The following is a 17,722-nucleotide window of genomic DNA, read 5'->3' on the forward strand; positions in this document are numbered from 1 at the left end:
CGGAAGGGCTTTTTTATGCGAGCGCGGCTTCCACCATCGCTTGAATCTGCGTTTGCACGCGCGCGGCTTTCGCCGGATGCCATTCGCGCTGCGCTTCATCCATGTAGGTGTGCTGGCTCATTTCCAGCTGCAGGGCATCAATGCCCCGGTCCGGATCACCATAATGGCGCGTGATGTAGCCGCCCTTGAAGCGACCGTTCACCACGAAATCGAAATGATCCTGCGCCGCGAGCACGGCTTCGACGCGCACCTGCGTCAGCTCCGCACAGCTATTGCCGCTGGCCGTACCGAGATTCAAATCCGGCAATCGGCCTTCAAACAAAAACGGCAGCTCGGCTTTGATGGAATGGCCTTCCCATAGCACCACGCGACCATGCAGGTCGCGCAGGCGCGCCAATTCGTTTTTCAAGGCCTCGTGATATGGCCGCCAATAACGTTCGACGCGCGCACGCACTTCGGTTTCATCAGGCTCGCCACCCTCTACATAGACCGGATCCCCGGAAAATCGCACGATCGGACACAGGCCGGTGGTGTTTTGCCCGGGATACAGGGAAACGTCGTCTTCACTGCGATTGAGGTCGACGACGTAACGCGAATGGGTCGGCACAATCAGCGACCCGCCGGCTTCGATCACCCATGCGTACATGCGCGCCATGTCCCAATCGGTATCGGGGACTTCGCGTGCTTCCGGCGTGAGTCGTTGCGCAATATCGGACGGCACGTAAGTACCGTTGTGGGGCACGCTGACCAGCAGCGGTCGCGTGCCTTGGTGCAGGGTGAAGATGTCCATGGCGCCAGTCTAATGCTTCAGATCTAAACGAATCGCGCAGGCGAATACGGCGCCGGATCAATGGCCGGTGTCGTGCCGGTCATCAAATCGGCCATCAACTGCCCCGTGCCCGCACTCATGCTGACCCCCATCATGCCGTGACCGGTGGCGAGCCACAGCTGCGATTGGCCCGGCACGGGCCCCAGCAACGGCATATCATCCACCGACATCGGCCGCCAACCGAACCACTTTTCTTGAATGCGCGGTCCTTCCGGTACATGCAGGAATTCACGTGCGCCGCGCACCAAGGCATTGAGGCGTTTTTCGTTCAAGCGCGTGTCGTAGCCGCTGAATTCCATGGTGCTGCCCAAGCGAAAACCGCCATCCCACGCGGTGACGCAGACCGAGCGATCACGCAGGACCAAGGGCCGCTTCGGCACCAGCGCCGGCGGATCGTAGGTAATGGAATAGCCCTTGCCGGGTTGAATGACACGGCGCAACCAGGGCGCGCCCAAAGTCTTCGCCAGCAAAGGCGACCACGCGCCGGTCGCGATGACGACATCCTTGGCCAGGAATTGCCGCTGCGTCGAATGCCCCAGCCAGTGCGCTCCCGAGCGCGTGAGCGATTGCAATGGCGTCTGCTCTAGGATTTCGCCGCCTAAGCGCCGGACTTGTGCTGCCAAACACGTCAGCCATTGGTCGGGTCGCAACATGGCATCGCCGTTGAAGCGAATCGCGCCCACCACGCCGGGTCGCAAGGCGGGCTCAATGGCTTCGTAGCTTCGGCCGTCCATGATTTCCGGGACCACGCCCAACGATTGCAGCAAAGGAATTTCTTTCAGCTCGTGCTGCATCGCGGCCTCACTGCGAAACACATAGTCTTCGCCGCTGCTCACGAACTGGCAGTCCATCGCGTATTTGCCGACCCAGTCTTCAATGCGATGTCGGGAGTCGTTCAATAGGGCGTATTTGCCGCGCGCGCTGCTTTCCCAGTCGCGCACATTGGCGCGCAACGCAAAACCCAGCAACCAGCGCCAGCGTTGCGGGTCCCACTTCGGTGACACATACAAAGGCGCATCCGGCGTCAGCAGCGAACGCAAAGCTTCCATCACCACACCGGGCGCTGCCAACGGCGGTGCGTGGCTGGGCGTGAGCGTGCCGCAATTGCCATGGGAGGCACCGGCACCCACGTGCGTGGCTTCGATCACGCGAACGCTTCGACCCGCTTCCAGCAAAGCCACAGCGGTGGCGAGGCCAATCACCCCGCCCCCCACAATCAGGACATCCGTTTTCTCAGTCGGCATCCCGTCATTCTAAATGGGTGCGCTCAGTGCGACGGGGTCAACGCCACTTGGCGCATGGCGGGTGCCTGTCCGTAGGTCATCCAACGCCAAAGCCATTCCATCGGTCCGTATTTGAATCGCTGCAGCCAGAGCGCGCTCAAGGCCAACTGCGCCAGCCACAACACGGCCACAAACAGGATTTGTTGATGGCGCGGCATGCCCCATTGCTGCAGCCCCCAGCCGTAGAAGACGAACGCGCAGACCAAGGACTGCATCAAGTAATTGGTGAGGGCCATGCGGCCGGCGGGCGCCATCCACGCCAAATACTTGCGCGCCGATGCCTGTTGAAACAACAAGACAATCATGGCGATGTAACCCAGGGTCATGAGCGGCGCCGCACCCATGCGCAGGGCCGCGCCGATCATCGCGCGCCCTGGCTGTACGTCGATGCCGCGCGGCATCCAATCGCCGATCCACATCGATGCTGCGGTGATGGCGAGCGCCAATGGAAACACCCAGAGCCAAGCCCGCCAAAACTTTGTGTACTGAGCGGCGTTCGCAATTCGGCCAGATTGAACAAACCACGCGCCTATCAAGAACATCGAGATCGCGATCACCGAAAACACGGTGTAGTTCGGCATGTGGTGTTGGGTGAAGGATTTCGCGCGTTGCGCCAGGCCGACTTGAAAAGACGGCGATTGAAAGGCAGCCGATTCGTCACGTTCAAATTGCTCGATCTTCTGCAAATGTTTTTGCGCCTCGGCCTGCTGTGTCACCGTTTGCTTGGCGCGCGCTTCCGGATTCAGCGACATCGCAATGCCGCCGGCGAGTTGCATGAGCACAAACAAGGCATAGATCACCGCCCCCGCGCGCCACAAACGCCAAGGTTTGCCCGGCGCGCGCAAATACGGCGCGAGCAGAGCCGCCATGATCAACGGCACCGCCGCCGCCGACCAATCCATATTGCCGGTGGCCAAGCACAGCGCGGCGACGACCAGCGCCGTCACCAACCAATGCCAAGGCTTGCCAAACAGCGCCAGCAGCAACATCAGCGCCGTGAGCGAATAGCCGAACAGAATGTCGCCATTCCATAGAAGGATGGCGTGCGCGAGGCCGATCAGCATCAGCGCAAAGGTGCGACGCAGATAGGTTTTCACAAACGGCGCGCCGCGTTCACGCGCACGACTCAGCATGAGCGCGAAGCCCATACCGAACAGCAACGAAAACAGCAGCCAGAATTTGCCGGTGACAAACACCATCACCGCCCAACCGGCGAGGCGATCGATACCGGTCAGGTCCGGCGGCAGTCCACGCTGGAACTCATAGGTCGGACTGTTGAAGAACTCGATGTTCATCAGACAGATGCCGAGCAAGGCAAAACCGCGCAATACATCCATCACGTGGATGCGCTCACGGCCCTCCACCGGACCCATCGCCGGCCCTGTCAACGTCGAATCAGACATACGACTCCCCTTTCGCAGAACCGTTTGTATAGCACCAAAAAAAACGGCCGCACAGGGCGACCGTTTTCTTGAGTCCGGGTGAGGCGAAGGCTTAGTGCTGGTGGCCGCCGTCACCGTGGACGTGACCGTGCTCCAACTCTTCCGGCGTGGCGTCACGCACTTCGACCACTTCGATGTCGAAGTGCAGATCTTTACCGGCCATCGGGTGGTTCAAGTCCACGTCGACCGTGGTGAGACCGACCTTCTCAATGGTGACCGCGCGCGGACCAAAGTTCGTTTGCATCACCACTTGCATGCCCGGCTCAAGCTTGGCGTCGCCGAAATGCTTCTTGGGGATGCGTTGGTTCAAGCCTTCGCGGCGCTCGCCGTAGGCTTCGGCCGAAGGTACGTCCACCGTGAAGGTGTCGCCGGCTTCGCGACCTTCCATGGCTTTTTCCAAGCCCGGAATGATGTTGCCGTGGCCGTGCAGAATGGCCAGCGGCTGGCTGTCCTTGGAGGTTTCCGAGGCCGGCTGACCCGCTTCACCGACCGAATAATGGAAGCGCACAACGCTGTCTTTCGCAATTTTCATTAAATTCTTCTTCTAAGGTGTTGATTTTTGGTTGCGGGTGGGTGCAGACTTCACCCGATATCTACAAAGTTGTTCCACTTCGTAGTTGCATTATCCGGGGAGCGAAGCGATGAAACCAGTGCACATTCGGAAATCATGCCTGAAAACCTTGATTTTAATGAGCTTGGGCCTCTCGTGCAGTGCCTTTGCGGCGCCCGCACCCGACGGATCGCCCGAACCGGCGCCTCCCGCCACCGGCTGGAATGTCACCACCATTCGCGGCAGTGATGCCGTCAACGCGGTCTTGATTCGCGCCATCAGCTTGGTCGGCACACCCTATCAATGGGGCGGATCTACCCCGGGCAGCGGTTTCGACTGCAGCGGCCTCGTCAACTTCGTCTTCAAAGACATGCTGGATGTGAAGCTGCCGCGGACCTCCAGGGAATTGGCGGCCGCCCAAGGCCCGCGGATCGACTTCGACGATCTGAAACCGGGTGATCTGGTGTTCTTCGGTGCCAATGGGGTGGTCAGCCATGTCGGCATCTATATCGGCGAGCGCCGCTTCATCCACGCCCCGCGCACCGGGACGGTGGTTCGGCTGGAAAAGATAGACCAAAGCTATTGGACCGGCCGCTACACTGGCGCCCGCCGCATCATTTCAACGTGATGCATCCGTGAAACACGTGTGATGACCCTGTGAGGGCAATGCTTCGTTTTGTGCATTCAGGTCACACTTTTAATGTCTTTTTAACGTTATCTAAACGCTTTTGACCCCTTTCTCCGGCAAACTCACTTCACGTTTAGCCGAATGAAGAAATCGTGACGATGACTGAGACGACCCAAAGCCGCCTCCGCCGTCTGCCCAAGCAGGCCGCTACGACCTCCGTAATCCTTTTCAGCCTGATGTTTGCCGCTCCCGGTTTCGCTCGTGAAACCATCGCAAACAGCAATGCCAATCCGGACCAACGTACCAGCGTCACCGATGAATTCAGCGCCACCGCGCTTTCGGACGCCCAAGCACTGCTCGACCTGACCAACGGCCAAAACGCCATGGTTGCAGGCAAGACACAAGATTCCAGCCGCATCCAAAAACTGCTCGCCGGCGCCATGTCGCTGATCGGCACCCCCTATCGCTGGGGCGGCACCTCCACCAACGGTTTCGATTGCAGCGGCCTCGTCGGTTACGTGTTCCGCAACGCACTCGGCATCAACCTGCCGCGCGTCTCGCGCGACATCGCCCACGAAGGCAAAGCGGTGAGCCGCTCCGAACTGATCAAAGGCGATCTGGTGTTCTTCTCCAAGGGTCGCGTCATCGACCACGTCGGCATCTACGTCGGTGAAGGCAAGTTCCTGCACGCCCCCCGCACCGGCCGCGACGTCACCATCTCCAATCTCGAAGGCTACTGGGGCGCCCGCCTGGTCAGCGCCCGCCGCATCGCCGTCGAAGGCTGATCCCCTTAAAAGGGGGTCAGAGTGACTTTTCTCGACTCCTCGTCGTAAAGACCAACCGCCCCAGTGGCGGTTTTTCTTTATCCGTCTCAAAAGGCCCCAAAAGGGGTCAGAGTGACTTTTGTCCCCTCAGGCTTCTAGGTGTTGAAACACATCTGTGCGGCGCTCCCGGCAATTGCGCACAGCATTTGGCGAGTTTTCCTATCGCATTCGACATCGTCACTTGGAAGCCTATGGGCATGCCAAGACCCACTCGACTCGACCTTCCCGGCGTTCCGCAACATCTTGTACAGCGCGGCAACAACCGTCTCCCCTGCTTCTTGGATGACGACGATCGGCAACGTTATCTTCAACTGCTCAGGAAATATTCCAGAGAAACGCACTGCGCCATACATGCCTATGTCCTGATGCAGAACCATGTGCACATGCTGGTGACTGCGCATGCCTCCGGCGAACTCTCCAAAATGATGCAATCCCTCGGGCGAAGTTATGTCCATTATTTCAACGTCCGCCACGGGCGCTCCGGAACGCTGTGGGAAGGAAGATTCAAATCCTGTCTGGTTGCGGATGACGCTTACTTGCTGGCCTGCTACCGATATATCGAATTGAACCCGGTGCGCGCGCGCGTGGTTGCGCACCCTGCTGAGTTTCCTTGGTCTAGCTATGGGCGAAATGCCTTGGGTGCGTGTGATTCGCTGTTAACACCGCATCCCACCTATATTTCACTTGGCCAAACCAAGCAAACGCGCACCGAATCCTACGCACGGCTGGTGTCCGAGCGCGTTCCGCCATCCGTCATTGGCGAAATACGGCAGTATCTCCAGCAACAGCGCGCACTCGGCAATGACGATTTCAAGAAGATGGTTGAAGCGAAGACGCAGCGTTTCGCTGGAATCCGGCCGGCTAGCCGACCGAAAAAATCAACAGGTCAATGTGGCATCGTCGTCGATGTTCACGCGGTGGCGGCGAGACCGGTAAGTCACTCTGACCCCCTTTTGGGGGGAATAAGTGACTCTGACCCCCTTTTCTAGGCGTTGCGGTAGCGTTCTACGGTTTGTTCGATGCCCTTGCTGAGTTCCATCACTTTGAGGGCGTATTCGGAGAGTTGGCGGTCTTCTTCAGTTTGCGGTTGCCACTGCGGTGTGGGCGTCGGTTTGCCTTCGGCGTCCACGGAGACGAAGACGATGACGCAATGGGTGCACAGGCGTTCTTCGCCGCCCATCGGGTCGGCCGCCATGACATCAATGGCGAAGTGCATGCTGGTGGAACCGGTATAGATGAGTTTTGCAGTAATGGTGACCAGGTCGCTGGTTTTGATTGGTGCGACGAAGCGAATCCCGCCCACCGCGACCGTCACCGAATACATACCGCTCCAGCCGACGGCCGCTGCGTAGCCCGACTGATCAATCCATTTCATCACCACGCCGCCGTGCACCTTCCCGCCGTAATTGACGTCGGTGGGTTGTGCGAGGAATCGCATGACAAGTTCGCGGCGCGTGCCACTCATGATTTATCTCCGGTGCCTGAGCTGCCATTATGTGCAGGTATTCAGTGAAGGCGCGTCGCGCCGGAGTGCAAAACATGTTTCGAAGCTTGATGGGTGCCCTTGCAGGTGTGATCACCGCCTTTGCCACCATCTTCGTGGTGGAAGCGATCGGGCACACGTTCTATCCGCCGCCTCCGGGTGTGGTGGCGAATACCCCGGCAGCGATGGCGGAGTTCATGAAAGCCGCGCCAGTGGGCGCACTGTTGTCGGTGCTGGTGGCCTGGTGCGCAGGCGCATTCGTCGGCGGCTTTGTGGCGGCACTGATTTCGCAGAAGAATCGCGCAATGGTGGCGTTGTTTCCGGCCGGCTTGGTGCTGGCGGGCGTGATCGGCATGTTGATGATGGTGAAGCATCCGCTGTGGATGGCGATTCCCGCGGTGCTGTTGCCGATTCCCCTGGCCTTCCTCGGCGCGCAATTCGCCCCGAAAACCAAAGCCGCACAGGAAGTTGCCTGATGCCGTATACGCCGATTATCGGAACGCTTGGCTACATTCTTTCTCCTGACGGCGAATCGGTGCTGATGGTGCACCGGAACGCGCGCCAAGATGACGAGCATCTGGGCAAGTACAACGGCCTCGGCGGCAAGCTCGAAGCCGATGAAGATGTGATGGCCGGCATGATCCGTGAAATCCGCGAAGAAGCCGGCATCGAATGCACGGCATTGCAATTGCGCGGCACGGTCAGTTGGCCGGGCTTTGGAAAGAACGGCGAAGACTGGTTGGGCTTCATCTTTTTGATTACGGCGTTTGAAGGCACACCGCACAGCGAGAATCCGGAAGGCCCCTTGGAATGGATTCCGAAAGACAAGCTGGACACCCTGCCGATGTGGGAAGGCGATCGCTATTTCCTGCCGCTGGTGTTCGACGACGACCCGCGCCCCTTCCATGGCGTGATGCCCTATCAGGATGGTCGCCCGGTGCGTTGGCATTGCAGCCGTTTGTGAGCTCAGTGGAAATCGCGCGACGCCACCCGCAATCGTCCTAACAACTCGCTTTGGTCGTGTAGCTGCCCGGCAATCACATGGCAGACGCCATCGACTTTTTCCCAGCGGCCATAGACCACCATCAAGTTTGAAGCGAGCAACTCCCGGCGTTGGCGGGCGGCATGTGCCGGCCACACCACGATGTTGACCAAACCGAACTCGTCTTCCAAGGTGACGAAGGTGGTGCCGTTGGCCGTGACCGGTCGCTGTCGCATGGTGACCAAGCCCGCCACCCGCACATAACCGCCATGCGCACGTTGCTGCACCGCCTGCGAAGACAGCACGCGCTGCTTGTCGAGCACACGCCGCAGCAAAGCCATCGGATGCTTCGCCAAGGTCAATCCCATGCTGCGGTAGTCGGCCAGAGTCTCGTCAACGCCATCGGGGGCCACAAGACGCACCTCGGTTTCCGCCGGACTGTGATCGAGCAAGGGCGTGGCCTTCTCGATGCCCCACATCGCCCAACGCGCCTCATTGCGATGGCGCACCAGACTGCGCAGGGCGCCCGCTTCCGCCAACAACTCGCGCCCGCGCGCATCCAGACCACTGCGACGACACAGATCCTCCACATGGCGAAACGGTCCCTGCGCACGCGCCGCGACAATCGCTTCCGCCTGCGCCATCGACAAACCGATGATCGCGCGCAAACCCACACGGATCGCCGGCTGTGCTGAATCCTCTCCCTGTCCGTCAGCGTCGTCGACCAAGCTGTAATCGACTTCGCTGAATTGCACATCCACCGGCAACACCTGCACCGGCGCACGCTCGGGACTGCCGCGACGCGCATCTTGAATAATCTGGCTCGGTGAATAAAACCCCATCGGCTGCGCGTTCAACAAGGCACAGGCGAACGCCGCCGGCTCATGGCGTTTCAACCAACAACTGGCATAGACCAATTTCGCGAAAGAGGCCGCATGGCTTTGCGGAAACCCATAGGAACCGAAGCCCTTGATCTGCTCGAAAATCTGTTCGATAAAAACATCGTCGTAACCCTGCGCACGCATCAAATCACGGATGCGCAAACGATGCGGTTCCATGTCACCGCCGCGCCGCCATGCCGCCATCGAACGGCGCAGATTGTCGGCCTCGCAGGGGGAATACCCGGCATGCATCACCAGCTCCATCACTTGCTCTTGGAACAGCGGCACGCCGAGCGTCTGCTTCAAGATCGCCTCCACCCCCTTCGATGGATAGGTCGGCACTTCACGCCCCATGCGCCGGCGCAAATAGGGATGCACCATGCCGCCTTGAATCGGCCCCGGTCGCACGATTGCGACCTGCACCACCAAGTCGTAGAAGGTGGCCGGTTTCAAGCGCGGCAACATACTCATTTGCGCGCGTGATTCGATCTGGAACACACCGATGGTGTCGGCCCGCTGCGCCATGGCATAGGTCTGCGGATCTTCGCGCGGAATCGTCGCCAGCGACAGCGAACGCCCGCGATGCCGCGCGCACAAATCGAAGGCCTTGCGAATGCAGGTGAGCATGCCGAGCGCGAGGCAATCCACCTTCAGCAAACCCATGGTGTTCAAGTCGTCCTTGTCCCACTGGATGATGGTGCGATCGGCCATCGCAGCGTTCTCCACCGGAACCACCGTGGAGAGCGAAGCCTCCGAGATCACGAAACCGCCCACATGCTGCGACAGATGGCGCGGGTGGCCTTTCAACGCCGCGGTCATGCGCACGATGCGTTGAATCAAAGGACTGCCGGGATCGAAGCCCGCCTCGCGCAGTCGATCGTCCATCGGCGTATCGGTGCGTCCCCAACCATGGCAGCCCGACAAACGGCTGCACTGTTCTTCCGGCAAACCGAAGGCGCGTGCCACATCGCGCACCGCACTGCGGCCGCGATAACAAATCACTGTGGCCGCCAAAGCCGCACGGTCACGCCCGTATTTGTTGTAGATGTACTGCAGCACTTCCTCGCGGCGCTCGTGCTCGAAGTCCACGTCGATGTCGGGCGGCTCGTCGCGCGCCTTGGACAAAAACCGCGCCATCAACAAACGCGTCTCGACCGGATTCACCGCAGTAATGCCAAGCGCGTAACACACCGCCGAGTTGGCCGAGGAGCCACGCCCTTGGCAGAGGATGCCGCGACTTTCGGCAAAGCGCACGATGTCGGCAACCGTGAGGAAGAACGGCTCATAGGCCAACTCGGCAATCAAGGCGAGCTCGGCCTCGATCGTGTCACGCACGGCCGTCGGCACACCCTCGGGCCAGCGTCTCCGCATCCCGGCTTCGGTCAAACGACGCAAATGCGACGTCGCCGTTTCCCCCTCAGGAACCAATTCGCGCGGATAGGCATAACGAATGTCGCGTTTCAGATCGAACACGCAGCGCGCCGCCAGATCGACCGTGGCCTGCAGCAACTTCGGCGGATAAATGTTGCCGAGTGCCCGCCGGCTGCGCAGATGGCGTTCGCCATTGCGGAACAGATGCGCCCCGCATTCGTCCAAAGATTGGCCGACACGAATAGCGGTGACCACATCCTGCAAGGCGCGATCGCTGCGCAGTGCCATGTGCACATCACCGCAGGCAACGGCGGTGAGCCCCAAACGCACCGACACCCCCAGCAGTTGCACCAGACGCGCATGATCGTCGCGGTCGCGATGCAGTTCGATCGCGATATACGCATCCGGGCCGAACACCTTGCGCAGCCAGGTGCCTTCGGTCGGCAACGCCTGCAAAGACGGCAACCACAGTGCAAATACGCCGCTGTCGGGCTGGCCCTCGAACAGCTTTTCCACATCGGCACGATGCAAAAGGTAACTGCCCTTTGTGCCGGCACGTCGCCCTTGCGTGATCAAGGCACACAACCGCGCATAGCCCTGTGCATCACGCACCAAAAGAACGAAACGCAGGCCGCACTGCAACGCGAACTGCGCACCGGTAATCAAGCGCACGCCGGTGGCCTGCGATGCCTCCCAAGCGCGCACGATGCCGGACAGGCTGCATTCGTCGGTGATGGCCAAGGCTTGGTAACCACACTGCTGCGCGCGTTCAAACAAAGCCTGCGCCGACGACACCCCGCGTAAAAAGCTGAAGTCGGAGAGGCAATGCAGTTCCGCATACTCGGGCAAGGTTTGCGGCTGCGCCTCGGGCTCAAGCAAACCAGCCATGCAGCATCCAGTGGGCTTGTTCACCCGGCACCGTAAACGCCCAGGCCCGCTGACCCATACGCGTTTCCAGCACGTAGTAATCCCGGCGCGCGTCTTCCCCGTCCCACCAACCACTTTCAAGCCGTTCGGGACCGGAAAGAATGCGCGGATTCGATTCACGCAGCGGGATCGGCCGCTGTAACAACCACAAAGGTCGGGGTGGCCGCGGCGGCGCTTTTTTCATGCAGGCGGCGTCTTGTACGCCTTGCACCCGCATCCACGCCCGCTCCGGCCGCGGATCATCCGCCGCTGCCAAACGATGCACCGCCGTGTCTCCCAGCCTGGCACGCAAACGCTCACGCAATTGCGGCCACGGCATGGTGCAACTGTTTTTCAGATCAAACAAATCCCGCACGCTCGGCGTGAATGCCGGCAATTCACGGGCGATAAGACGCAGCCCCACCACGGGCGCGGGAATACGCACCCGCTCCAAACGACTCTTGGCGATATCGAACAACATCGACGCTTCGCGCTCGGCGGTGATCAAACCGACTTGCATATCGGTATGCCGCCCCTGCCCTTCGTGCTCCAGCCGCAACAGGAAGTGCTGCACACCACCATCGCGAATGGACAGATGCACCGCGAGATCTTGAATAAGCCGACGCATCGGAAACAACAATGCCTGCTGCGCACTCACTTCATAGTCGAGCTCGACCCGCGCATCGAAATGATCAGGCGGCGCATACAAAGGCAGAGACTCGAACGCTTGCCCGCGCATCTTCGCCAACAACTCCGGCACTTCCGAGCCCACCCGTCGACGCAAGCCATCGGCCGGCAACGCCATGACCTGGCCCAACTTACGGATACCCGTCTGTTTCAAACGCTCGGCGGTTTTATCAGGCAAACCCGCACATTCCACCGGTACTTGATTCAACGCACGCAGCATCACGTCTTCATCGGGCACTGCGAAACCGTCTTGCAATTGTGCGAACACATGCGCCGCGCGCGCCACCGGCGCCATCGCAATGCGGTGCTCGAAACCCAATTCCGACAACTCGCTGCGCAGCCGCGATTCGATCACCGGCCACGGCCCGAACAATTGGAAACTCGCTTTCACTTCCAGCACGATGGCATTCGGCCACAGCGTGCTGACCTGTGAACTATGCCGATACGCCCATGCCGCCAAAAACTGCTGCCACTTGGATTCGCTGGCGGCGTCGTAGGGCACGCATTTCAAGTCGGGCAAAATCGCCTGCGCAGTGGCCAGACGCATGCCGGCGGCAATGCCCCCCGCTTCCGCCACGGCATTCACCGAATGGATGAGCCGCGATTGCGCATGCCCCTCCACCAATGCCACGGGCAAGGTCGGGTCTGGTACTTGCCGCAACACCGCGTCGAGTGCCAGCCGGGGAAGATGGATGCAGGCCCACAACATGGTTCAACTCAACACTGCACCACAGCCTGGGGCGCGGCTGCGCCTTTGCATTTGCGCACCGCCCAGACATGGGGTGCCACGCATTCCAAACGCAGTGCCGCCGGTGAGGGATTTTGCAGATGCTTGCGATCGCGCAAGGCAAAGCCCATGCAGGCACCGCTGTCAGCCGCCACCTGCAGACGACGCAAAGACGCCATGTCGGCGGCCTGCGGCCAACCCACCACCACTTGGCAGCAGCCGCTGCGCAAGGTCTGCTCGAACGCCCACAAGGCATGCTTGGCATCGGCCTCAATGAGATGCAGATGCTTCAAATCGACGCCCATGGCCTGCCATGCCGGTGCATACGGCACATAGGGCGGCGCCACCAAGGCCACCTCGCCCCCTGCGCGCGTCACCCGTGCCACCAACGGCGCCAGCAACGACAATTCACCCACGCCGTCGCCGGGTAATAACAACTCGCTCAGGGCGTTGCGTGGCCAGCCGCCTTGCGGCAAAACAGCGTCAAGCGCGGCAAAGCCCGTGCCTTCGCCTTCGGGTCCGGGCAGTTGCTGCTGCCCGGCATGCCAAACGCGGCGGTCGGCCAACAGTTCGGGAATGGAAGCCAACTGTGCCATGGCTTACTCCGGCCGCACCAAACCGCAATACAGGCCTTCGATGGCGAAATCGCTGCCCGGCGGAATCTCAATCGGCGGGTAATCCGGATTGCGCGGTAACAAACGGATATGGTCGACACTGCGCTCGAGCCGCTTGATGGTGATCTCGCCATCAATCCGCGCCACCACCACTTGGCCATTGCGTGCATCACTGGCGCGGCGCACCGCCACCAAATCGCCTTCGAAGATACCGTCATCGCGCATCGAATCGCCCTGCACCCGCAGCAGGTAATCCGGTGCTTGCGAGAACAACGCACGATCAAGCAACACATGCCGGTGCACATCGGCATCCGCACCGATGGGTGCGCCCGCGGCCACGCGCCCGAGCACCGGCAAATGCAAGCGGTCTTCGCGCACCTTCAGACGCGACGGTGTGCGCCGGGTTTTGGACAGGCGAATGCCCCGCGCTTCGTTGGCACGCACTTCCAGATAGCCTTGCGCCTGCAAACGCTTCACGTGTTTGTGCGCGGCGCAGGCCTGGGCGAAACCGAAGGCATCGGCAATCTGCTGCAGGCTGGGCGGCACGCCTTCGGTGTCGATATGGGCTTGGATCCAAGCCAAGACTTCACGTTGGCGGGGGGTGAGATCGGTGGTCATGAGTAAAAATCTATTTACCTCGAAAGGCGAATGCAAGGACTTTCCAGCACTCATTTGGGCACGGGAATATCTCAGAGGATGAGACGGTTTGAGATCAGAGACTTGCGGTCTGAAACTGAGAAATGACTGGATTCATGAAGAACCAAAGACGGCGGCGTTCAATCCCCACCGCGCGCAGACTTCGCGAAATTGAGCCCTTCGACGAATCATGCTAACCTTCACGCCCTGTTCGGCGACGGGTTTTCCGCTTCCTGCAACAGTCTATGGTGGCCCCGTCGGCCCCTCGCGACACTAACCTGAAAACCCCGCCAGGGCCGGAAGGCAGCAACGGTATCAGGTGACGTGGGTGCCGAGGATCGTTGGCGGGGCCATCACCTTTTTGCGCGTAGCCTGATGCATTCCATGCACACGCCCCTGAAGGACGCGCCATGAGCACCCAAATCTTCATCAATCTGCCCGTCGCCGACCTACCGAAATCGGTCGCGTTCTACGAAGCGCTGGGCTTCAAGCGCAATCCGCAGTTCAGTGACGACAGCGCCGCCTGCATCGTCATCAGTGACACCATCTACGTGATGCTGCTCGTGCACGCGCGGTTCAAGGATTTCACGCCGAAGGATGTATGCGATACGAGCCAATCGGTTGAAGTGCTGCTATCACTCAGCTGCGACAGCCGCGAACGCGTCGATGAGATGGTCGCCACCGCCCTCGCCCATGGCGGCACCACCTACGACAAGCCGGAAGACCTCGGCTTCATGTACTCGCACAGCTTCCTAGATCTCGATGGCCATGGCTGGGGTGTGTTGCATATGAGCGGTATGCCCGCGCAATAAAGCCGCAACTACCCGCCAGGCGCCGACAGCGCAATCACCTCGCCCTGTCGCGCCACGCGATGCCCGCGTGCCGCCAAGGCGTCCGCCTCTTCCACCGACGCATAGTGATACAGGACGCAACGCTTTTGCGTCTCCGGGTCATAAGCGGCTTCGAAGTCTTCCACGCCTGTGTGCGACGGATTGCCGTGCAACGCGCAGTCATGCGCGATCAATTCGCCTTGGTCGGCGAAGGCTTTGAGCATTTCCGGAATCGGACGCGTGTCGCCGGTCCAGACCAAACTGCCGGGCAAGCGCAAGCCATACGCGCTGTCGGGCCAATGATGGCGCACAGGAAACACTTGCAGGCGCACGCCTTCATGCCAGAAGGCATCACCCACCGGAATCAACTGGAACGCATCCCAGAAATTCGCCCCGCCTTCGGCCAAAACGTTCGGATAGTCGGCCACACGCTTGTGCAGCAAGGGCACGACGGTTACCGGGCAATACACGCGCACTTGCCCGCGACGCGCCGGATTGAAATAACTATCGACGAAAAACCGCTCGAAACCGCCGACATGATCCAAATGCGTGTGGGTGATGAACACCGCGAGCGGCATCTCGCCGTGCGTCTCCACAAAATGGGTCAAGCCTTCCGGCCCGCAATCGATGGTGAGCCACGGTGCGCCATCCTTCTCAATGGTGCACATTGCCGAACCCAGCGCCGGCCCGGCAGATGCATTGCCGACCCCATGCAAACGCAGTTGCCATTCACTCATCGGCTGGCCTCGCGATAGGCGCCTTGCACGGCGTCATTGACGGCAGCCGCCAACGCAACATCTTCACCACACACCTTTTGTACCGAGCGTGCAAATCGCGCCATGTTTTCCGCCTGCCAATCGTTGTCGCCTTTCAACCGGCGTTCGCTTTTGTCGAAGTCGATGAGGTGGCATAAGCCTTCGCCATCCACCAACACATTGTGCGCGTTCAAATCGGCGTGATGGATGCGCGCTTGATGGAAGCGCGCGATCAAAATCCCGATGCGCGACCACAAGCGCTCGGCGCGAGGCCCGTGCTCAAGCACCGAGGCAAACGTGCGCGTGTGCGGGATGGTGCCGACCAGAATCGCCGCACGATACACCATGCCCTTGCGCCAGTGAATCGACGCCACCGGCTCAGGCACCGGCAATTGCAGGGAACGCATCAAGGCCAACAGCGCGAGCTCGTTATGACTGCGAACACCGGCTTCACCGGACCAAAAATACGCATCACGCGAAATGCGTGCCATCTGACCGCCACGCAAATACTGCCGCAGCACCGCGCGACCGAAGGGCCCTTCCACAAACCATGCCGCGCCGCGTCCGCCCGAAGTGACCGGCTTCGCCGCCTCACCCCAATGCGACGCATCAAACCACGCCGGTTTAGGATGTCGTGCAAGACTAGGATTGAAGACAATGCGTCCCGCCCCTCGCGCATCGGCGAAGTCCAAGGACTGCAATGGCTGTGCTTCACCCATCATCCCCCCAGTTTAACAAGCCGGATACGTCATGCCTGTGGCACCCCCGAAAGAGATTTGTTTGCTTCGACTGTCCGCCTTGGGCGACGTCACGCATGTGTTGCCGCTACTCAACACACTGCAAACCGCGTGGCCGCAAACACGCATCACCTGGCTGATCGGGCGTGGCGAACAAAAGTTGCTCGAAGGGCTGCCCGGTGTCGACTTCGTGGTGTACGACAAGCAGTCGGGCTTCAAGGGTATGCGCGAGATCGGAAGGCAATTTCGCGAACGCTTGGGTGCAGGCCGCAAGTTCGATGTACTGCTGCAAATGCAAGTTGCAGCGCGGGCGAATCTGCTCTCGGCTTTCGTGCCGGCAAAGGTTCGCGTCGGCTACGACAAATCACGTTCGAAAGATTTGCACGGACTCTTTATCAATACACGTATTGAAGACCGCCCGGGCATCCATGTGCTGGATGCGATCGGCAGCTTTGTCGAACCGCTCGGCCTGCGACCGCTGCCGGTGCAGTGGAAGTTGCCGGTGCCGCCCGCCGCGTTTGAATGGGCCGCCAAACAATGGCCGGAAGACGGCCGTAAAGTGCTGGCCATCTCGCCGTGTTCGAGTCATGTCAAACGCAATTGGTTTGCCGAGCGCTATGCCGCGGTTGCCGACCACGCGAGGGCACGCGGTTGGCGTGTGATTCTGTGTGGCGGCCGCTCCGATCTCGAACGCCAGATGGGCGACGCCATTTTGGCGGCCATGCAAGGCGACGCATTGGATCTGATCGGCAAAGACACCTTGAAACAACTGCCGGCACTGCTCGCCCGTGCCGACTTGTTAATGACGCCCGACTCCGGCCCGATGCACATTGCCAACGCCATGGGCACCAAGGTGCTGGGCTTGCATGCCGCCAGCAACCCGAAACGCAGCGGGCCGTATTCGGACATCCGCTATTGCGTCGACCGCTACGACGATGCCGCGCGCAAATATTTGGGCAAACCGGCGGCCGAGCTCAAATGGGGGACCAAGATCGAGCATGAGGATGTCATGCAGCTGATCACGGTGGAAGACGGCATTGCCGCCTTCGAACGTTATGTGGCCGACGGCGCCCGATAGTCCTCATACGACTTCTCTTCGACATACGCCGAACCCAAGGCGAGGTTGATGTCTTTCTTGATCTTGGCGCGGGTGTCGTTTTCGAAATAGACGCTGCGGGCCAATTGGATGAATTCGTCATCAAAGGCCTGCGCCTTTTCCTTCAGACGGATGTCGTCCTCGATGACCCACAGTCGCTCGTTGACCGCCTTCAGATCGGCGCGCAAGGCGGCAATGTCCTGCTGGGACGCCGGATGGGCCGCCCAGGTGGCGTCCAGGGCCGTCAATTCATTGCGCACGTTGGCCAGCTTGGCGGCGTCGCTCATGCGCTCGGATTTGATTTGAAGGATGGCGATCTTGTCGAGCAATTCGCCGAAAGACACGGGCACTTGGATTTCAGACATGGGGGCTTCCTGCAATCGAAGGTCCCAGTGTACCCAAACCCCTCCCCGGACAGCCCCCACTCTTGCCGAAAACGCCGTGGCCGACTAAGATAGACG

19 protein-coding genes and 1 other RNA gene are annotated in these 17,722 nt (G+C 60.4%); 8 read left to right on the forward strand and 12 right to left on the reverse strand.

The annotated features are described in order from the left end of the window. Positions 1 to 13 precede the first annotated feature (13 nt). The 4 genes from hutG to H8L67_RS07150 form a co-directional block, all read right to left on the reverse strand. Positions 14 to 790, reverse strand: a complete 777-nt coding sequence (hutG, locus tag H8L67_RS07135) for an N-formylglutamate deformylase (RefSeq protein WP_220379160.1) — start codon at positions 788 to 790, stop codon at positions 14 to 16. Positions 791 to 813: 23 nt separating this feature from the next. After that, positions 814 to 2,073, reverse strand: a complete 1,260-nt coding sequence (locus H8L67_RS07140) for an NAD(P)/FAD-dependent oxidoreductase (RefSeq protein WP_220379161.1) — start codon at positions 2,071 to 2,073, stop codon at positions 814 to 816. 23 nt (positions 2,074 to 2,096) lie between these two features. Then, the gene (locus H8L67_RS07145) at positions 2,097 to 3,515 is read right to left on the reverse strand and encodes a DUF418 domain-containing protein (protein ID WP_220379162.1); all 1,419 of its coding nucleotides are present in this window, start codon (positions 3,513 to 3,515) and stop codon (positions 2,097 to 2,099) included. A 91-nt stretch (positions 3,516 to 3,606) separates the two neighbouring features. Continuing rightward, positions 3,607 to 4,086: an FKBP-type peptidyl-prolyl cis-trans isomerase gene (locus H8L67_RS07150; protein WP_220379163.1), complete on the reverse strand. Its 480-nt coding sequence runs from the start codon at positions 4,084 to 4,086 to the stop codon at positions 3,607 to 3,609. 109 nt (positions 4,087 to 4,195) lie between these two features. Here H8L67_RS07150 and H8L67_RS07155 point away from each other — a divergent pair, with 109 nt between their 5' ends. The 3 genes from H8L67_RS07155 to H8L67_RS07165 all read left to right on the forward strand — a co-directional run bounded on the left by H8L67_RS07155 (position 4,196) and on the right by H8L67_RS07165 (position 6,545). After that, positions 4,196 to 4,732, forward strand: coding sequence for a C40 family peptidase (locus H8L67_RS07155; RefSeq protein WP_220379164.1), 537 nt, complete (start codon positions 4,196 to 4,198; stop codon positions 4,730 to 4,732). A gap of 158 nt (positions 4,733 to 4,890) precedes the next feature. Then, positions 4,891 to 5,517 carry a C40 family peptidase gene (locus tag H8L67_RS07160; protein ID WP_220379165.1) on the forward strand — a complete coding sequence of 209 codons (627 nt, stop codon included), beginning with the start codon at positions 4,891 to 4,893 and terminating at the stop codon, positions 5,515 to 5,517. A 236-nt stretch (positions 5,518 to 5,753) separates the two neighbouring features. Next, entirely contained in the window at positions 5,754 to 6,545 is a 792-nt protein-coding gene (locus H8L67_RS07165; protein WP_255555913.1) for a transposase, read from the forward strand. Here the strand turns inward: H8L67_RS07165 and H8L67_RS07170 are convergent. Beyond that, positions 6,542 to 7,021: an acyl-CoA thioesterase gene (locus tag H8L67_RS07170; RefSeq protein WP_220379166.1), complete on the reverse strand. Its 480-nt coding sequence runs from the start codon at positions 7,019 to 7,021 to the stop codon at positions 6,542 to 6,544. The two genes, H8L67_RS07165 and H8L67_RS07170, sit on opposite strands and share 4 nt — an antisense overlap. A 74-nt stretch (positions 7,022 to 7,095) precedes the next feature. Here H8L67_RS07170 and H8L67_RS07175 point away from each other — a divergent pair, with 74 nt between their 5' ends. Further along, complete coding sequence (locus tag H8L67_RS07175; protein WP_220379167.1) at positions 7,096 to 7,515, forward strand: hypothetical protein; 420 nt, start codon at positions 7,096 to 7,098, stop codon at positions 7,513 to 7,515. Next, on the forward strand, positions 7,515 to 8,003 hold the full coding sequence (locus H8L67_RS07180) for an NUDIX hydrolase (RefSeq protein WP_220379168.1): 489 nt from the start codon (positions 7,515 to 7,517) through the stop codon (positions 8,001 to 8,003). Before H8L67_RS07175 ends, H8L67_RS07180 begins: the two co-directional genes overlap by 1 nt. A gap of 2 nt (positions 8,004 to 8,005) precedes the next feature. On the opposite strand, the gene H8L67_RS07185 is transcribed toward H8L67_RS07180, so the two are convergent. From H8L67_RS07185 to lexA, 4 genes are read right to left on the reverse strand one after another with little or no spacing between them, the layout of a single operon-like run. Beyond that, positions 8,006 to 11,161: an error-prone DNA polymerase gene (locus H8L67_RS07185; protein WP_220379169.1), complete on the reverse strand. Its 3,156-nt coding sequence runs from the start codon at positions 11,159 to 11,161 to the stop codon at positions 8,006 to 8,008. Next, on the reverse strand, positions 11,145 to 12,575 hold the full coding sequence (locus H8L67_RS07190; protein ID WP_220379170.1) for a Y-family DNA polymerase: 1,431 nt from the start codon (positions 12,573 to 12,575) through the stop codon (positions 11,145 to 11,147). Before H8L67_RS07190 ends, H8L67_RS07185 begins: the two co-directional genes overlap by 17 nt. An 8-nt stretch (positions 12,576 to 12,583) precedes the next feature. Further along, complete coding sequence (imuA, locus tag H8L67_RS07195; RefSeq protein ID WP_220379171.1) at positions 12,584 to 13,189, reverse strand: translesion DNA synthesis-associated protein ImuA; 606 nt, start codon at positions 13,187 to 13,189, stop codon at positions 12,584 to 12,586. A 3-nt stretch (positions 13,190 to 13,192) separates the two neighbouring features. Beyond that, positions 13,193 to 13,825, reverse strand: coding sequence for a transcriptional repressor LexA (lexA, locus tag H8L67_RS07200; protein WP_220379172.1), 633 nt, complete (start codon positions 13,823 to 13,825; stop codon positions 13,193 to 13,195). 272 nt (positions 13,826 to 14,097) lie between these two features. On the opposite strand from lexA, the gene ffs reads away from it, so the two are divergent. Together ffs and H8L67_RS07210 are read left to right on the forward strand one after the other, a co-directional pair. After that, positions 14,098 to 14,194, forward strand: an RNA gene (gene ffs / locus H8L67_RS07205) — signal recognition particle sRNA small type. Positions 14,195 to 14,253: 59 nt separating this feature from the next. Beyond that, complete coding sequence (locus H8L67_RS07210; RefSeq protein ID WP_220379173.1) at positions 14,254 to 14,655, forward strand: VOC family protein; 402 nt, start codon at positions 14,254 to 14,256, stop codon at positions 14,653 to 14,655. A gap of 8 nt (positions 14,656 to 14,663) precedes the next feature. Here H8L67_RS07210 and H8L67_RS07215 read toward each other — a convergent pair whose 3' ends face one another. Next, positions 14,664 to 15,410: an MBL fold metallo-hydrolase gene (locus tag H8L67_RS07215; RefSeq protein ID WP_220379174.1), complete on the reverse strand. Its 747-nt coding sequence runs from the start codon at positions 15,408 to 15,410 to the stop codon at positions 14,664 to 14,666. After that, on the reverse strand, positions 15,407 to 16,150 hold the full coding sequence (locus H8L67_RS07220) for a 3-deoxy-D-manno-octulosonic acid kinase (protein WP_220379175.1): 744 nt from the start codon (positions 16,148 to 16,150) through the stop codon (positions 15,407 to 15,409). Before H8L67_RS07220 ends, H8L67_RS07215 begins: the two co-directional genes overlap by 4 nt. A 28-nt stretch (positions 16,151 to 16,178) precedes the next feature. Between H8L67_RS07220 and H8L67_RS07225 the strand changes: the two genes are divergently transcribed. Next, the gene (locus H8L67_RS07225; protein WP_220379176.1) at positions 16,179 to 17,243 is read left to right on the forward strand and encodes a glycosyltransferase family 9 protein; all 1,065 of its coding nucleotides are present in this window, start codon (positions 16,179 to 16,181) and stop codon (positions 17,241 to 17,243) included. Here H8L67_RS07225 and H8L67_RS07230 read toward each other — a convergent pair. Next, positions 17,219 to 17,626 (reverse strand): DUF6165 family protein, encoded by a 408-nt coding sequence (locus H8L67_RS07230; RefSeq protein WP_220379177.1) that lies wholly within the window; start codon positions 17,624 to 17,626, stop codon positions 17,219 to 17,221. The genes H8L67_RS07225 and H8L67_RS07230 overlap by 25 nt on opposite strands. Positions 17,627 to 17,722 lie beyond the last annotated feature (96 nt).

The organism is Lysobacter soyae (genome assembly GCF_019551435.1).
In the GTDB taxonomy this organism is placed as follows: Bacteria; Pseudomonadota; Gammaproteobacteria; order Xanthomonadales; family Xanthomonadaceae; genus Solilutibacter; species Solilutibacter soyae.

What these genes read in the sequence shown, in the direction of transcription:
- hutG (WP_220379160.1), bottom strand. Translation starts at nt 790, where the DNA reads ATGGACATCTTCACCCTGCACCAAGGCACGCGACCGCTGCTGGTCAGC.
- H8L67_RS07140 (WP_220379161.1), bottom strand. Translation starts at nt 2,073, where the DNA reads ATGCCGACTGAGAAAACGGATGTCCTGATTGTGGGGGGCGGGGTGATT.
- H8L67_RS07145 (WP_220379162.1), bottom strand. Translation starts at nt 3,515, where the DNA reads ATGTCTGATTCGACGTTGACAGGGCCGGCGATGGGTCCGGTGGAGGGC.
- H8L67_RS07150 (WP_220379163.1), bottom strand. Translation starts at nt 4,086, where the DNA reads ATGAAAATTGCGAAAGACAGCGTTGTGCGCTTCCATTATTCGGTCGGT.
- H8L67_RS07155 (WP_220379164.1), top strand. Translation starts at nt 4,196, where the DNA reads ATGAAACCAGTGCACATTCGGAAATCATGCCTGAAAACCTTGATTTTA.
- H8L67_RS07160 (WP_220379165.1), top strand. Translation starts at nt 4,891, where the DNA reads ATGACTGAGACGACCCAAAGCCGCCTCCGCCGTCTGCCCAAGCAGGCC.
- H8L67_RS07165 (WP_255555913.1), top strand. Translation starts at nt 5,754, where the DNA reads ATGCCAAGACCCACTCGACTCGACCTTCCCGGCGTTCCGCAACATCTT.
- H8L67_RS07170 (WP_220379166.1), bottom strand. Translation starts at nt 7,021, where the DNA reads ATGAGTGGCACGCGCCGCGAACTTGTCATGCGATTCCTCGCACAACCC.
- H8L67_RS07175 (WP_220379167.1), top strand. Translation starts at nt 7,096, where the DNA reads ATGTTTCGAAGCTTGATGGGTGCCCTTGCAGGTGTGATCACCGCCTTT.
- H8L67_RS07180 (WP_220379168.1), top strand. Translation starts at nt 7,515, where the DNA reads ATGCCGTATACGCCGATTATCGGAACGCTTGGCTACATTCTTTCTCCT.
- H8L67_RS07185 (WP_220379169.1), bottom strand. Translation starts at nt 11,161, where the DNA reads ATGGCTGGTTTGCTTGAGCCCGAGGCGCAGCCGCAAACCTTGCCCGAG.
- H8L67_RS07190 (WP_220379170.1), bottom strand. Translation starts at nt 12,575, where the DNA reads ATGTTGTGGGCCTGCATCCATCTTCCCCGGCTGGCACTCGACGCGGTG.
- imuA (WP_220379171.1), bottom strand. Translation starts at nt 13,189, where the DNA reads ATGGCACAGTTGGCTTCCATTCCCGAACTGTTGGCCGACCGCCGCGTT.
- lexA (WP_220379172.1), bottom strand. Translation starts at nt 13,825, where the DNA reads ATGACCACCGATCTCACCCCCCGCCAACGTGAAGTCTTGGCTTGGATC.
- H8L67_RS07210 (WP_220379173.1), top strand. Translation starts at nt 14,254, where the DNA reads ATGAGCACCCAAATCTTCATCAATCTGCCCGTCGCCGACCTACCGAAA.
- H8L67_RS07215 (WP_220379174.1), bottom strand. Translation starts at nt 15,410, where the DNA reads ATGAGTGAATGGCAACTGCGTTTGCATGGGGTCGGCAATGCATCTGCC.
- H8L67_RS07220 (WP_220379175.1), bottom strand. Translation starts at nt 16,150, where the DNA reads ATGATGGGTGAAGCACAGCCATTGCAGTCCTTGGACTTCGCCGATGCG.
- H8L67_RS07225 (WP_220379176.1), top strand. Translation starts at nt 16,179, where the DNA reads ATGCCTGTGGCACCCCCGAAAGAGATTTGTTTGCTTCGACTGTCCGCC.
- H8L67_RS07230 (WP_220379177.1), bottom strand. Translation starts at nt 17,626, where the DNA reads ATGTCTGAAATCCAAGTGCCCGTGTCTTTCGGCGAATTGCTCGACAAG.